Source organism: Variovorax paradoxus, from assembly GCA_016806145.1.
GTDB lineage: Bacteria > Pseudomonadota > Gammaproteobacteria > Burkholderiales > Burkholderiaceae_C > Variovorax.
Map to the genome: position 1 here is coordinate 6,530,949 of CP063166.1, position 15,392 is coordinate 6,546,340.

The following is a 15,392-nucleotide window of genomic DNA, read 5'->3' on the forward strand; positions in this document are numbered from 1 at the left end:
GATTTGCGCCCTTTTTGCGCCTCGTGTCGCCTGCGCTGATGTCCTCGTTCATCGAACTATTGTCTTCGCGCAGCCGTTGGCACTGCGACAGGCGGCCATGAAGGCCGGACAAGTGGATTTGCAGTTTGCAACATTTAAAGACATTCTTTGACAACTATGGCTCAACTGTGGCCAACACCTTTTCCACCCAGCACCCGAACGCTCACCAGACATGAAGAACCATTGCGCATCGAAGGTTCGCCACCTGACGACTGCATCACTCGCAATGCATCGACGAGGTTTCACGCTGATCGAAGTCATGATCACCGTGGCCATCGTCGCGATCCTGGCGGCGATCGCCCTGCCGTCCTACCGGGACTACGTCTTGCGCGGACGACTAGTCGATGCGACGAACGGGCTGTCGGTTCTGCGTGCAGACATGGAGCGCTACTTCCAGGACAACCGTACTTACCTGGACTCGGGGTCGCTCAAGGCGCCTTGCACTGCAACCGAAACCAGGACCAACAAGATCGGTACGTTTCAACTTTCCTGTACGACTGATCCCGTGACTACAGCGACCGCCTACCGGCTGCAGGCAGTCGGCAGCGGCGCGACCAACGGCTTCACGTTCACGCTCGATCAGCAAGGCAATAAGTCCACCACGATCAGCGGCGTGTCTGGATGGTCTGGTTGTACCAGCGACTGGGTAACCAAGCGAGGCGGCGGATGCTGAGTGGACGTTCCCCGGGCGCAGCCGGCTTCGGTCTGATCGAACTGATGGTCACGATCACTCTGTTGAGCATTCTGCTGGCCGTCGGTGTGCCATCGATGAGTGCATGGATTCGCAACAACAAGATCCGAACCGTCACCGATTCGCTTCAGAACGGGCTGCGATCCGCGCAGGCCGAAGCGGCCCGGCGCAGCCGGCAGGTGGTGTTCTCGCTCACCGACGATGCGCCGACAAGCAATACCTACACGGCCAAGACCAACGGCCGAAACTGGGTGGCCAGCACCGTGGCGCTCCTGACTTCCGACGACAGCTCGGTCTTCATCGAGTCCGGGATTCTTCGCGACGCGGGTTCCGGCGTCGTCGTGACGGGGCCGAAGTCCATCTGCTTCAGTTCGATCGGACGCACGGTGATAAACGATGCGCCTGGGCCGACGGGCGCCAAGTGCGAGGCGGCGCCCTATACCTTCGACGTCAAGATGAGCACCGACTCGGCGGACGATCGCCCGTTGCGCGTGACCGTAGCGCTCGGTGGGCAAGTTCGCATGTGCGACCCGAAACGATCGCTTTCATCCAGCCAACCGGATGGCTGCCCATGACGATGACATCGCCAAAACAAGCGTCGCGCCGAAGCGCCCAGACAGGTGTAGCACTGCTGGAAGTCCTGGTATCGATCCTGATCTTCTCGTTCGGACTCCTGGGCCTCATCGGCCTGCAGGCGCGTGCGATCAGTTTCTCGGTCGACGCCGAGGACCGCAACAGGGCGGCCCTGCTGGCCAACGAAATCGTCAGCTTGATGTGGCTCAATCAATCGCCCACCGTTCCGGCTGCTGACTTGGACGCATGGAAAACAAGGGTGGCCGCTCCCGGATCTGGTGGCCTGCCAGGCGGCGAAGGTTCGGTGGACGTGTCGGGCAAGACCGCCAATGTCACGATCACATGGCAAGCCCCGGCAGCCAATAGCGGCAGCCGCCTGACGACCCACGTGGAGCTTCCGTGATGAGTGCACGACATCTGCATCTCGAGCGTGAAGCCGGACTGACCCTGATCGAGCTGCTCGTCGCCATGGTCATCGGACTGGTCGTCACGCTCGCCGTGACCAGCACAGTGATCTTCGGCGAGTCGACCAAGCGCTCGACCACCTCCGTCAACGACATGAACCAGTCGGGTTCGTTCGCAGCCTACCAACTCGATCGCGTGATCCGCAGTGCGGGTTCGGGCTTCACCCAGTCATGGGATCTCGGCGTCTATGGGTGTCCGCTGCAGGCGAAGCGCGGCACCACGAGCCTGCTCCCGCGCAGCGCCGTCTTCCCCGCTCCATTCGAGAAGTTTCTGGGAAACGCTGCGGGCGTTGCGAATCTGCGCATGGCACCGGTGCTCATCGGCAAGGGGCAATCTTCCGATGGCAAATCCGACGTCTTGCTCGTGATGAGCGGCAACGCCGCGGCAGGCGACGTGCCTCGACCCATCCTCGCCAAGGGCGCCAGCGACAATATCATGCGGCTGGACAACACTGTACAGATCAAGAAGAACGACATCGTGCTGGTGAGCCAAGTCGGCAAGGACTGCTTGATCGAACAGGTGGACTCGGCATTTGTCGACAGCGCATCGAACGAGCTCTTGACCCTCAACGGCACGTACTACACCGCCGGCACGGGCACGACGCTCGCGACGCTCACCGGCAGCGGCGCCGCCTATCTCACGCCGCTGGGCAATGCCACCGCTCAGAACGTTCAGTTCCAACTGTTTGGCGTAGGTGCCAACGCCACTCTCTTCAGCTATGACCTCTTGCGCTTCGACGGCAACGATGCGCCGCAAGCCATGGCCGAGGGCGTCACAGCGATGTACGCCATCTATGGCCTGGACACCAACACCGACGGCATCCTCAATGAGTGGAAAGCGCCGGATGCGACCGGTTTCGATATCAAGACCATGATGGAAACACCGGCATTGAGCCGACAGGTCGTGGCTGTTCGCGTTGCGCTGGTGCTGCGTACATCCACGTACGAAAAAGAGGCTGTCTCCTCAACCATTCCGGCAATGTTCGTGGGCACGGGCGCTGCGCGCAATGCCGTGACCCTGACCTCGGACGACGACAAGCACTACCGCTGGCGGGTCGTCGAATTCACCGTTCCGCTGCGCAACGTCCTGTTGCTACCCAAGTCATGAACCCGCTCCCTCACTCAAAGCCGCGGCGCGATCGTGGCATCGTTCTATTGGTATGCCTGATTGTTCTGGTGGTGCTGATGGCGGGCGCCGTGGCTGTGGTGCGCTCGATGAACACCACCTTGACGAGCGCAGGCAACCTGGCATTCAAGCGCGACCTGGTCAATCAAGGCGAGCAGGCGGCCGTCAAGGCGCTTGCGCTGTTCGGAACAGGAGGAAGTCTTTCCGCATCCGGCGCCGATACGACAAACGCACCGCAGTTCAACTACAGCGCGATCCGGCTCGATACCAATGACCAGGGTATCCCTCTCGCCTTGCTCAAGGATGCGACCTTCGACACGGTGGCGCAAGCCAGCAACAACATCACGCGCGACGCGGACAAGGTCATCGTTCGCTATGTGATCGACCGCCTGTGCAACAGCACTGGGGCCGCCAGCAAGAGCAACTGCGTCTATGCACCCGCCACCACGGACGTGCGTGGAGGCAGCGTCCAGGAATCCGCCCGTCCACCGCCTCCGAAGTCGCTGGTCTATCGCCTGAGCGTTCGCGTCGACGGCCCCAGGAATACGCAGGTGTTCTTGCAGTCGTCCTTCACCAAGCCCGAATAACGAATCGGCGAAGCTGTCATGCACAAGATCTTGAAACTTGCCGTGCGCATCGCACATGGCACCGTACTCGCGAGTGCCTTTCTCGCATCGCCATGGAGTGCCCATGGCGCAAGCCTCGCCGACCAGCCAGTGTTCGCCACGTCGAACGTACCAGGCAACCTGGCGCTGACCCTGTCAGTCGAGTGGCCGACGGCCTCTCGCACGGCTCACACGGCGACGTATTCGAGCGGCAGCACCTACCTCGGCTACTTCGATCCGAACAAGTGCTACACCTACGTATCCGATACGACGCGCAACGAAACCAACACGGGCGACAAGAGCTTCTTCGATCCGACGGGTGTCGCTACCAGCCGTAAATGTGGCGGCTCCCTCGGTTCCATGTGGAGCGGCAACTTCCTCAATTGGGCCGCCACTGCGACCATCGATCCGTTTCGGTGGGCCATGACCGGCGGCCGCCGCGTGGTGGACACCACCACCGACACGATTCTCGAGAAGGGGTATCACGCAGGCCAGGGCCTGTTCGGTGACCGGGATCTGCCCGTCGCCGAGATTGCGGGAGCGACTCCCTTCAGCAATGCAAGCAGCCTCGGCATCTCGGTCAACGGCCGCGGCTATGCCATGCGAATCACTGCTTCGGGGGCATCACTCAAAGGCGAGTACTTCAAGAACACGAAGACAGTGACCGGCACGCCTACCTACGTCAACAATCAAGACACCGGGGACAACAACTGGGGCAGTGGCGGCCCTGGAAACGGTGTAGGTACAGACAATTTTGCTGCTCGATACACCGGCAACTTTGTGGCACCCGCTACCGGCACCTATACCTTCCGCGTTCGAGCTGACGACGGCGTGCGCCTGTGGGTATCGGGTGCGTTGCTGGTCGACAAATGGATCGATCAAGGCGCGACCAACTACGACGCGACCGTGTCCTTGACCGCAGGTCAAGGTTTCGACGTGCGCATCGAGTATTACGAGAACGGCGGTGACGCCGTCATGCAGTTTCAATGGAAACGTCCCGGAAGCAACAGCTTTGCCACATTCACCAGCGATCTGAACGGTGCCGTCACCAATGACTACACGATGCGCAACCGGGTGTGCAAGACCACTGCGCCGGGCGGTGTCGAAAGCAATTGTGTGCAATACGGCAGCAATTGGAAGCCGGAGGGGCTCATCCAGCAGTACTCCCGCAGAATGCGTTTCAGCGCCTTCGGTTATCTGAACGAAGACGGAAACGGTCGCGACGGTGGCGTGATGCGCGCGCGCCAAAAATTCGTTGGGCCCCTGCAACCCAAGCCTGGTCTTCCCGACGAAGGCAATGCCGAGAAGGAGTGGAGTGAAACCACCGGCGTCTTCGTGCGCAACCCCAATCCCACCGATGCTTCGGCCACGTCCGCGAACGGTGTGACGATCGCCGACAGCGGAGTGATCAACTACCTCAACAAGTTCGGTCAGATCATCCCGGGCAACTACAAATCGAACGATCCGGTCAGCGAGTTGTACTACGCCGCGCTGCGCTACTACCGCAACCTCGGCAACGTGCCCGAGTGGAGCAACCTCAACACCACCGACACCAACACGACTGCGAGACGGCTTGATGGATTTCCGGTGATCAGGAACTGGGACGATCCTATCCAGTATTCGTGCCAGCGCAACTTCGTGCTTGGCATCGGAGATATCTACACGCATGGCGACAAGAACGTTCCGGGCAACACCAACTCCGCCGATGAGCCAACTCTACCCTCCGCCGTGGCGAATGACACCACCGTCAATGCCGTCACCGCGACCAACAAGGTCGGCCAACTCCAAGGGGGGATGGGCAACGACCTCGGGACTCGCACGAACATCTCGAACAACTGTTGCAGCAACAACTCTGCACGCATGGCCGGACTGGCGTACGACGCCAACACGAAGGACATTCGGCCGGACGATGCCACCAAGCCAAATACCATCGGTAAACAGACCGTACAGACCTACTGGGTCGACGTGCTCGAACAGGACTTCCAATCCAACAACCAGTTCTACCTTGCTGCCAAGTTCGGTGGTTTGCGAATACCCGCCAACCAAGCCTTCGACCCTTACACCTTCAGCGATCCGATCCCACTCGCCTGGTGGTCGACCAGTGGCCAGAACCTGACCGATACACGCTCGACTGGCATCACCCAGCCAAAGCCGGATAACTACTTCACGGCAGGCCGCCCCGATACCATGGTCGACGGCCTCACCAAGGCTTTCGCCAGCATCGCGAACGCGATCAAGTCGTTCACGACATCGTTCTCTCTGTCTAGTCCACAAGTCTCCTCGGCCGGCGCTGCGTCCTACGCTTCGCAGTACGACTCGAATGGATGGACAGGCACGATCACCGGTAGCCAGCTCACCTTTCCTGGCGGCGTGCCGACACTGGTCGAAAAGTGGAGTTCTGCCAGTACCTTAGAAACCCAACTCGCTGGCGCCGGCTGGGACACGGGAAGGCGGATGGTGACCTGGAACGGCACCGCTGGCGTGCCGTTCCGCAAAGCCAACCTGACAAATGCACAGGTCACGGCCCTCGACACCCCATGGGCCACGGGGGACGACAGTGGCGACTTTGTCAACTACCTGCGCGGCGACCGTAGCAAGGAAAGAACCACCACCGACGATACCAAGCCCTATCGGCGCCGTGCTCTGCTGCTCGGCGACGTGGTGAATGCCAAGGTCACGCCGGTGGGGCCACCTTCGGCCTCGCTGTCAAACACCGTCAATCCGGGCTATGCGGCATTCAAGACCGCGCGTGCCGGTCGTCCCACGATGGTTTACGTTGGTGCAAACGACGGCATGCTGCATGCGTTCAACGGCTCGTTGACCGGCACAGACGCGGGCAAGGAACAGTTCGCCTACGTGCCGAGCATGTTGTTCTCGGGCCCGAGCAGCCCGGCGACACCCACCCTCAATGGACTGGTTCAATTGGGCAACCCGGATTACGAGCACCGCTACTACGTCGATGCGACGCCGAAAGCCTACGACATCGATTTCGGCTCGGCCGGCGGGGTGTTCACGACCACAGCGTCCGGCAGCGGCGCGAGCTGGCGCACGGTACTGATCGGCGGGCTCGGCAAGGGCGGCAAAGGGTTTTATGCGATCGATATCACCGACCCCGCGAGCATGACCACGGAAGACGTCGTCAAGACCAAAGTGCTCTGGGAGTTCTCCGCTGCAACCGTGGGTGTGGGCAACACGTTGGGTTTCAGTTTCGGCACGCCTGTCGTGCTGAAGACAAAAAAGTACGGTTGGGTCGTCGTCTTCACCTCGGGATACAACAATGGCGATGGATTCGGCTATGTGTATTTCGTCGATCCGCGCAACGGCAATCTGCTCGAAAAGGTACAGACCGGTACATCTTCCGCCGGTCTTGCGCAGCTGACGGCCTACATCACGGACTTCACGGACGGTACGGCCGATGCGTTGTATGCCGGTGATCTCGACGGGCAACTGTGGCGATTCGACGTGACGGCGGCCAGAGGAACGGCGACTTCCTATCCGGCCCCCTTGAAACTGGCCACGTTGGCCGACGGGAGCCGCAACGCGCAGCCGATCACGACACAACCCCTGGTTGAAGTCGATCCTCGTTCACAACGGCGCTACGTAATGTTCGGCACCGGACAATTATTGGATACGGTGGATATCAACTCGACCGCTGGTCAGACCTTCTATGCCTTGATCGACGGAGGCGCGAACAGCTTCGGTACAGGGGGCACTTATCCAGTCACACGAGACAACCTTGCTGAACTTAACGAGGATCACCTCAAAGGGACGTCGACTTTCACACTGGGAACGAAGGGCGGGTGGTACTTGGACCTCGGAAAGGATGGAACTTCGAACATTACTTGGCGGGTGACACTGGGCGCAACTTCCTTCAATGGCGTCGTCGTTTTCTCCAGCCTGCTGACGACCGGAAACGCTTGCAGCCCGTCGGGCCAGAGCCGGCTCTATGCTGTCAATTTTGGTACGGGCAAGTCCGCCCTGTTGCCAGTCGGGACCGCTTATGTGAGCTATAGCAGCGCGATTACGGACAACCAGATCGTCAGCAATAACGGAAAGGGTCAAGGGCTGGTTGGATTCAACGACGGAGGAGTGAAAGATCCTTCTATCGATTTTGGCGGCGGGAACTCGCTGAAGCTGTTGAATTGGAGAGAAGTGCCTACAGTTGATTGAATTTCGCAAATTAATTTGAATATACTTTAATTAAGAGACAGCAATAACCCTGGCCCACCTCTACACGGGACTACTCTTTTTTTGAGAAAAGGCAAGACAGTGCAAACAGCATCAAATGCGAGTGAAGCGACTACGCGCTGGCTTTTATGTTGATGATTATCGAAACTGATTCGGCGATATAATAATTTCCGTTTAAGATGGCCCCACGTACAAGCCTACTCTGCTCATTTTTAAAGCAAGCGGTCGTAGGAGGATGTGGCGACTTTGAGTGTCATCAGACGCTGGGCGCTACGCGAACAGATGTCCACTCGCGAGACGGCCAAGCGTAAAGGCCTGTCTCATGACGCTTTCAAAGTACCTGCGAGCAGGCGAAAACCCGCCGCGCTAGGCTAAGCAGACAAGCTCGATCCATATGCCAAAAACTCGCGATCGAGGCCACGAAATCGAGGAAACAGCGGCGCAATCGGTGGCAGATCCACGCATCCAACCTAAAAAAGAAAACACCAAGCACTTATCCATACCGTGAAGCCTTCACGCTTAAAAAAGCGGAAGGGCCAGTATTCAATGGAAATCCAGGGTCAGAGCTTGGTAGAGTTCAACATCTAATAGTCCTCCTTTCAGGACATCGAACACGGCCTCGAACAATTGAGCCTTCTCGTTAGCCTCGCGAAGCTGGACTTCGAGGGCCTTGATTTTCTGCTCGGGGTCAGCAGCGCAGGCGCTGAAGTGGATTTTTCGACACTGGCATGGGCAACCGCGATGATGCCCCGAGCTCCCAGCGCTGGCGATCATGCTTTCGCAGCCACACCAGCACCGTCGAGCGACCCTGGATACCGTGGCGCTCTCGGGCCTGCCTGTAGCTCAATTCGCCTTTTTCTACCGATCACCCACCGACAGCTTAAAACCAGCGCGTAGCCGCACTGTGTGCGTCGGACGCCTCATTTTTTTCTCAAGGGGAAGGTGCCAACCTTGGGCAGGCTGGGTCAGCCTTTTTTTGAGGAAAAGGTGTCGACCCAGGTCAGGACGGGTCAGGCTATCGATCTGCACGGCCTGCTGGACCATCCGGCTGGCCTGGGCCAGAACGGCAGGCCGGTGCAACAGGAACTCCATCTTCAGGATCCGGTTGACGCGCTCGGCCAGCGCGTTCTGATAGCAGTCGTAGCCGTCCGTCATCGAGCAGGTGATGCCGTGGCGCCGATGAATCTCCTGATAGTCGTTCGAGCAGTACTGGATGCTCCTGTCCGAGTGATGCACCAGCATTTGCCGCGTCTGCCGCCCCTTGAGCGCGACCTTCAGTGCCCGGCTGATCTGCTCGGTGCGCAGGGTGTCGTGCACGTGATGGCCCACAATCTTGCGCGACCACGCATAGGTGACCAGGCTGAGATAGACGAACCCCTGGTCGGTGGGCAAGTACGTGATGTCGGCCACCCACACCTGCTCGCTGGCAGTCGCTCGAAGCTGATGCGGCCTCTCCTTGAGCAAGTTGGGATGGCGTCGGAATCGATGATGGCTGTCGGTGGTCTTGTGATACGCCCGCTTCGACGCCACCAGCATGCGCGCCTCGCGCAGCACGTCCAGCAACGCACGCGCCCCAGGCTCGCGCCGGCGTGCTGCAGCGGCTGCTTGTGCAGCTTGCGCGCGCCCAGGGGCTGACGCAGACGCACGCCGCGAACGAGCTCGATCGCGGTGTCGGCACGCGCACAGCGTTGCTGCTGATGCTGCAACTGCTGGTAGTAGGCTTGGCGGCTGACGCCCCAATGGCGGCAAGCCCTCGCCACGCTCAACCCTGGGAGGAGCGTTTGCGAGAGGACTTGCCCAAAGGCTCTTTTACGATGCGCACCCCGTAGTCCTTCTTCAAGACATCGATCACCACCTCGAACAGTTGGGCCTTCTCATTGGCTTCGCGAAGCTGGACTTCGAGGGCCTTGATCTTCTGTTCTGGAGTCGGCAGTGCAGCAGGTGCAGATGAGAGCTTCTTGATCGGTACTGGCATGGCAAGCCCAGATGATGCCGAACTCCAGTTCTGGCGACCATGCTTGCGCAGCCACACCAACACGGTCGAACGGCCCTGGATGCCGTAGCGCTTCTGGGCCTGTTTGTACGTGAGGTCGCCTTTTCCACTTGGTCGACCACCGACAGCTTAGAAGCCAGCGTGTAGTCCCGCTGCGTGCGTTTGACGCTTGATTCCATTGACTTGCCTTTTCTTGAGGAAAAGGTGTCAACCCAGGTCAGGACGGGTCAAACGCAAGAAAAAAGCCACCCCAAGGTGGCTTTCGCTGTAACCGTCTGACGCGGATTAGGCGCCGGCACAGGTCTTAGGGACGTACTTTTGCGCGATGCTGGAGGTGCACGTCCAAACAAACGAGCCCTTGTCGGCGTTACTCAGGGTTAGCGTGACGGTTCCAGAAACCAAGGGCGTCGCAACACCAGCGGCCTTCATGGTCGAGACAATCGTGCAGGCGCCCCCAGCAGCGGCCGTGCCACCAGCGGTAACTTTAGCCACATACTTGCCATTGATGTCGGTGTCCAATGCCATGCTGGAGGCCTTGGCCTTGGCCGCATCAGTGTTATCGGCGCAAACAGCGTCTTGCGTGAACTTCTCGGTAACGGCGATACGCTGGCCTTCAGCCAAGCTGATGGCTTCCGTCACTTGAGCGCGCGCTACGTAGTCTTGGTATGCAGGCAACGCCACAGCCGCCAAAATACCAATGATCGCCACAACGATCATCAATTCAATAAGGGTGAAACCCTTCTGCACATTGCGTGCGATAGAACGACGGTTCATTTCACTAACTCCAGGTTGGTTGGGTTGGTTGTCACTCCCGGGAGTCCTCCCCCCGGAGCGAAGAACCTTTCGCAGCATCCGTGCCACCCGTTTTGGCACCCCGTCAGCGACCTAACACGTCACTCCAGACCACATTGGTGTTACTGCACGTGACAGAAGATGTATCAAGATGCGACACATGGTGACAAATTTGTCATGCCATCCGTGCCGCACGACCGGGCTCAAAAGGTCAGGATGCCGTCCGCCTTGAGCCAGCGGATATCCCGCTGCGCCAGTCCCGACACCTGCCGCCCCGCCAGCGTTTCGATCTGACTCGTGATCTCCTCGGTTTCGGCCGGCTTGGTGTGCGTGATGTAGATCGGATAGTCCTTCCCCGGCTCGATGTGAGCCAGCTCGTCGGCCAGCATGGTGGGCGACAGGTGCAGGCTTCGTTCGGCCAGGGCCTGCTCGCGGTTGCTGAAGGCGGTCTCGATGACGAGCATCGCGACCTCGAGCGCATTGACCCGGTCCCAGAACGGCGCATTGCGCTCGGTATCGCCGCTGAAGACCCAATGCGCGCCGCCGTCCGCGCGGCTCACGGCAAAGCCGCAGGCGGGCACGGTATGGACGGCCGGCAGCACCTCGATGCGCTTGGGCGTGGCGCTGCCGAGCAGCAGGGTCTGGCCGACGGCGATGTCGTGGAAGGTGACGAAGGGGGCCTCGGGACTCGGGATGCTCTCGAAGTCGGGCCAGATGATGTTGTTGAACACATGGGCGCGCAGCGCCTCGATGGTGGCGCGCAGCGCATGCACGCGCAGCGGTCGGGTGCGGCGGCCGCCGACGGCGTCGAGCATCAGGGGCAGGGCGGCGATGTGGTCGAGATGGCAGTGCGTGAGCACCATGTCGTCGACACCGGCCATTTCTTCGAGGGTGAGGTCGCCGACGCCGGTGCCGGCATCGACGAGCAGGTCGGTATCGACCAGGAAAGAGGTGGTGCGGCAGTCTTTGGCGATGGCGCCCGAACAACCCAGCACGCGAACCTGCATTGTGAGAGACCCCTTGTCTGTGTCTGTCATTTGGTTTCGAACCGGGTTGCACCGTCCCACGACGGATCGTGCGGGCGCAAGGCCATCGAGGCTAATCTCTGCGCGTAGAGCTGGTAAAGGACTTTTTTGGCATCGGCCACGAGGAGGGGGTCCAGCAAGTTTCGGCCCAAGGCCCAGTCCTGGCGCCGGTAGGCGGCCAGCACCTCGGCCCAGCGCTCGAGCCGGTGCGCCTCGCGCACGGCGATGACGGCCGCCTCGTCCCAGGCGACGGCCAGCGGCGTGAACACGGCGACGGCCTGGGCCCGGCCCTTGACGAACACGCTGTCGAGCTCCTGCCAGACATAGGCCGGCGCGAGCTCGCGCGTGGCGCCGCTGGCGACGATCTCGACGCCGTAATGGCCGCTGAGCCCCTCGAGACGCGAGGCCAGGTTGACCGCGTCGCCGACCACGGTGTAGCTGCGCCGCGCGGCCGAGCCCATGTCGCCCACGCTCATGACGCCGCTGTTGATGCCGATGCCGATGCTGATCTCGGGCCGGCCGAGGGAACGGTGGATGCGGTTGAGGTCGTGCACCGCGTCGGCCATGTCGAGCGCGGCATTGACGGCGAGGCTGGCGTGCTCGGGCGTCTCGAGCGGCGCGCCCCAGAAGGCCATGACGCAATCGCCCATGTACTTGTCGACGGTGCCGCGGTGCGCGGTGATGACGTCGGTGAGGCGGCTGAACACGGTGTTGAGGAAGGCCTGCAGCTCGGAAGGCGACATCTGCTCCGAGAAGCGCGTGAAGTCGCGCATGTCGCAGAACATGACGGTCATGGTCTTGCTCTCGGCGCGCATGCTGTAGCGGCCGGGGCGCTCCAGCATCTCGTCGACGAGCTGCGGCGGCACGTAGGTGCCGAACAACTGCACCAGACCGCGGCGCGCGCGCGATTCGACCAGGTAGCCCCAGCTCATGTTGAGCAGGAAGGCGAGCGCGACCATGGCCAGCGCCGAGGCCAACGGCAGCACCAGGCCGTGCGCGACATAGAGCCAGGTGTTGAGCCCGACCAGCGCCGCGGCCACGGTCAGCATGAAGGCCACGGCGCGCAGCGCGGGCAGCAGCGACAGGCCGATGGCCAGCGCGATGCCGGCGACGAACACGCTCAGCACCTCGTAGCCGGGCGCGTAGTCGGGCACGGCGAGCAGGCGATCGTCGAGCAACGCCGAGACGATGTTGGCATGCACCTCGACACCGGCAAAGGACGGCGCCGCGGGCGTGGCGCGCAGGTCCTGCAGGCCCGGCGCGGTGGCGCCGACGAGCACGATCTTGTCCTTGAGCTCCTCGGGGGCGAGCCGGCCCTCGAGCACGTCGGCGGCCGCCACGTAGCGGAACGAGCCGCCGCGGCTGCCGCCCGGGCCGCGGAACGGCACCTGCACGCTGGCGTTGCGGTCGACCGGCACGCGCAGTTCGCCGATGCGCAGCGACTCGAGCTGCGCGACCGGGCTGCCGGGCACCAGCGCGGGCAGCACCGGCGGCGAGCCGCTGGCGAGCCGGTAGACGGCCAGTGCGAGCGACTCGTAATAGCCGGGCCGGGCCTGGTCGCCGTCGTAGCGCGCGATCAGCGGCACGCTGCGGATCACGCCGTCGTCGCTCTCGCCGACCAGGGTGTTGAGGAAGCCGCCGCTGGGCGCGGCCTGCGCGAGCACCGGCAGGCTGGCGCCGAAGCCGTTCCAGTGCGTGGTGTAGCCCTCCTTCGCGGGCAGCGCGTCGGCGGGCCACAGCGGCGCGGCGGGCAAGGCGCCGCGGGCGCGCGGCGTCTCGGCCTGGGTGAAGTAGTAGCCCAGCGCCACGGGCTGGCCCGCGAGCGTGCGCGCCAGCATGGCATCGTTGTCGAGCGAGGGCGCGAGTTTCTCGACCTCGCCGGCGAGCTCCGGGATGCCGCGCAGCGGGCCGTCCGCCAGTGCGCGCAGGCGGTCGATGCCCGAGCTGCGGTCGGGCTCGACGAACATGACGTCGAAGCCCACGACCCTGGCCTGCTGGTGCGACAGCAGCTCGCTCGCGAGCCGCGCCACCTTGTCGCGCGGCCAGGGCCATTGGCCCTGACGTGCGAGGCTCGCGTCGTCGACGTCGACGATCACGATGCGCGGATCGAAGGTGCCCGGCATGGTGGCGCGCAGGCGCACGTCGTAGATCAGGTGGTCGAGACGCTCGAGCATGCCGGCGTGCGAGAGCCCGGTGGCATGCGCCAGTGCCAGCAGCACGGGCAACAGGGTGACGGCGATGCGCGCCCAGTGGCGCCGCAATGCACTCATGGTCGACCGGAGCCGGGAACGGGATCGAGGCCGGTTCGCCGACGGACGACCCGCGGCTCAGACCCGCTGGAACTGCAGCCGCAGGGTGCCGAGCTCGAGCAGGTCGCGCTCGTGCAGCGCGATGGCCTCGACACCGAGCGGCTGGCCATTGAGCAGGACGGCGCCCATGACGCTCGCGGCCACGTAGCCCTGGCGGCGGCGCGTGATGACCGCGACGGCGACGCCGGGCTTGCCGACCGTGGTGACGACCTTCTGCAGCGGCAGGTCGTGCCCGGCGTTCTCGCCGGCCAGCACGCGCAGCACCGGCACGCCGAGCTCGACCAGCGCGCCCGATTCGGTGGGCGCGGCCGACAGGGGAATGGGGGTGGAAGGCTGCTCGTTGCCGACGATGACCTGAACCGGCACGCCGGGCGCGGGCGCGACGCTGCGCGAGCGGTAGTGGATGCGGCAGCCGCCGACCTCGATGACATCGTTGTCCTTGAGCGTCCGCTTCTGCACGGCCACCGCGTTGACGTAGGTGCCGTTGGTGCTGTTGAGGTCTTCAATCTGGACATCGCCGCCGCGCAGGGTCAGAACGGCATGCTCGCCGCTCACCGCGAGATTGTCGACCACGATGTCGTTGTAGGCGCGCCGTCCGAGGGTGGTACGGTCCTTCGCGAGCGTCACCTCCCGGATGACGACACCATCGATCGAGATACTCATTCTCGGCACTGCCGACTCCCTGGTTGCAATTGTCGCGAGGCCCGCGACGACGCAGCGGATGCTTCCGCCGCTCCATCGCCTGCGTCAGGTCGCCGCGCGTGGCAGGCTGGCCCGGGCCAGGATGACAGAAATGTTATCCCGACCGCCATTTTGGTTGGCGATGTTTGCCAAAAGTGATACCTTGGACTCAATACCACCGTCTTGTCTCGTCAGAAGCGTGAAAAGCTGGGCGTCCGGGACCATTTCGCTGAGCCCGTCGGAGCACAGCATATAGAGATCGTCGGGCCTGGCCGTGTGTTCGTGCATTTCCAGCAAGACTTGGGCCTCGACGCCGACGGCGCGGGTGACGAGATTCCGGTTGGGCGAGGACAGCGCTTCCTCGGCCGTGATGGCGCCGGCGTCGAGCTGCTGCTGGCGCAGCGAGTGGTCGCGAGTGAGCTGCTCGAGCTTGTCGTTGCGCAGCCGGTAGCAGCGCGAATCGCCGATGTGGCCCACCATCACGCGGTGCGGCCCGAAGGCGGCCAGGACCAGCGTGGTCCCCATGCCCTGCAGGTTGGGATTGGTCAGGCTGCCGTCGAGGATGGCGGCATTGGCCTCGTCGGTCGCGGCCTGCAGCGCGCGCCGCACGACGCGGGCCGGCGCCTGCGGTCCCGCCTGCACGTACCAGCGCCGGAAGTTCGCATGCACCAGCGACACCGCCATCGCGCTGGCGACCTCGCCGCCCTTGTAGCCGCCCATGCCGTCGGCCAGCACCGCCAGCCCGAGGACCGAGTCGACGTGGACCGCGTCCTCGTTGTGGGCGCGCACGCGGCCGACGTCGGTCAGCGCCGCGAACTCCCACGAGAGCGGCGGACGGGTCGAGAAGAGGGACGTGCCGACACCTACCATGGTCGCAAGTGTCGGCGAAGCGGCAGCCCGGTGGTG

Annotated in this window: 12 protein-coding genes and 2 pseudogenes; 6 read left to right on the plus strand and 8 right to left on the minus strand. The window is 62.6% G+C overall.

Translation table 11 applies throughout. From position 1 onward, the window contains the following. Positions 1 to 265: 265 nt before the first annotated feature. The 6 genes from INQ48_30555 to INQ48_30580 are packed head-to-tail and all read left to right on the plus strand — an operon-like array spanning position 266 to position 7,668. On the plus strand, positions 266 to 712 hold the full coding sequence (locus tag INQ48_30555; GenBank protein ID QRF60962.1) for a prepilin-type N-terminal cleavage/methylation domain-containing protein: 447 nt from the start codon (positions 266 to 268) through the stop codon (positions 710 to 712). After that, on the plus strand, positions 706 to 1,305 hold the full coding sequence (locus INQ48_30560; GenBank protein QRF57572.1) for a GspH/FimT family pseudopilin: 600 nt from the start codon (positions 706 to 708) through the stop codon (positions 1,303 to 1,305). Before INQ48_30555 ends, INQ48_30560 begins: the two co-directional genes overlap by 7 nt. A 2-nt stretch (positions 1,306 to 1,307) precedes the next feature. Then, entirely contained in the window at positions 1,308 to 1,706 is a 399-nt protein-coding gene (pilV, locus tag INQ48_30565; GenBank protein ID QRF60963.1) for a type IV pilus modification protein PilV, read from the plus strand. Next, the gene (locus INQ48_30570; protein QRF57573.1) at positions 1,706 to 2,875 is read left to right on the plus strand and encodes a PilW family protein; all 1,170 of its coding nucleotides are present in this window, start codon (positions 1,706 to 1,708) and stop codon (positions 2,873 to 2,875) included. Before pilV ends, INQ48_30570 begins: the two co-directional genes overlap by 1 nt. Continuing rightward, positions 2,872 to 3,480, plus strand: coding sequence for a hypothetical protein (locus INQ48_30575; GenBank protein ID QRF57574.1), 609 nt, complete (start codon positions 2,872 to 2,874; stop codon positions 3,478 to 3,480). Before INQ48_30570 ends, INQ48_30575 begins: the two co-directional genes overlap by 4 nt. An 18-nt stretch (positions 3,481 to 3,498) precedes the next feature. Then, complete coding sequence (locus INQ48_30580; GenBank protein QRF57575.1) at positions 3,499 to 7,668, plus strand: pilus assembly protein; 4,170 nt, start codon at positions 3,499 to 3,501, stop codon at positions 7,666 to 7,668. 561 nt (positions 7,669 to 8,229) lie between these two features. Here INQ48_30580 and INQ48_30585 read toward each other — a convergent pair. From INQ48_30585 to INQ48_30620, 8 genes and pseudogenes are all read right to left on the minus strand, one after another. Continuing rightward, entirely contained in the window at positions 8,230 to 8,460 is a 231-nt protein-coding gene (locus tag INQ48_30585) for a hypothetical protein (GenBank protein QRF60976.1), read from the minus strand. Continuing rightward, positions 8,453 to 8,610 (minus strand): annotated as a pseudogene (locus INQ48_30590) (IS3 family transposase). The gene INQ48_30585 and the pseudogene INQ48_30590 overlap by 8 nt, the downstream one beginning before the upstream one ends. 78 nt (positions 8,611 to 8,688) lie before the next feature. Then, positions 8,689 to 9,858 (minus strand): annotated as a pseudogene (locus tag INQ48_30595) (IS3 family transposase). 106 nt (positions 9,859 to 9,964) lie between these two features. Next, on the minus strand, positions 9,965 to 10,453 hold the full coding sequence (locus tag INQ48_30600; protein QRF57576.1) for a pilin: 489 nt from the start codon (positions 10,451 to 10,453) through the stop codon (positions 9,965 to 9,967). Between the two features lie 221 nt (positions 10,454 to 10,674). Next, positions 10,675 to 11,478, minus strand: coding sequence for a 3',5'-cyclic-nucleotide phosphodiesterase (locus INQ48_30605; protein ID QRF57577.1), 804 nt, complete (start codon positions 11,476 to 11,478; stop codon positions 10,675 to 10,677). Between the two features lie 26 nt (positions 11,479 to 11,504). Further along, positions 11,505 to 13,766 (minus strand): CHASE2 domain-containing protein, encoded by a 2,262-nt coding sequence (locus INQ48_30610; protein QRF57578.1) that lies wholly within the window; start codon positions 13,764 to 13,766, stop codon positions 11,505 to 11,507. A gap of 57 nt (positions 13,767 to 13,823) precedes the next feature. Then, positions 13,824 to 14,477: an FHA domain-containing protein gene (locus tag INQ48_30615; protein QRF57579.1), complete on the minus strand. Its 654-nt coding sequence runs from the start codon at positions 14,475 to 14,477 to the stop codon at positions 13,824 to 13,826. Positions 14,478 to 14,552: 75 nt separating this feature from the next. Beyond that, complete coding sequence (locus INQ48_30620) at positions 14,553 to 15,356, minus strand: Stp1/IreP family PP2C-type Ser/Thr phosphatase (GenBank protein QRF57580.1); 804 nt, start codon at positions 15,354 to 15,356, stop codon at positions 14,553 to 14,555. Positions 15,357 to 15,392: the final 36 nt, after the last annotated feature.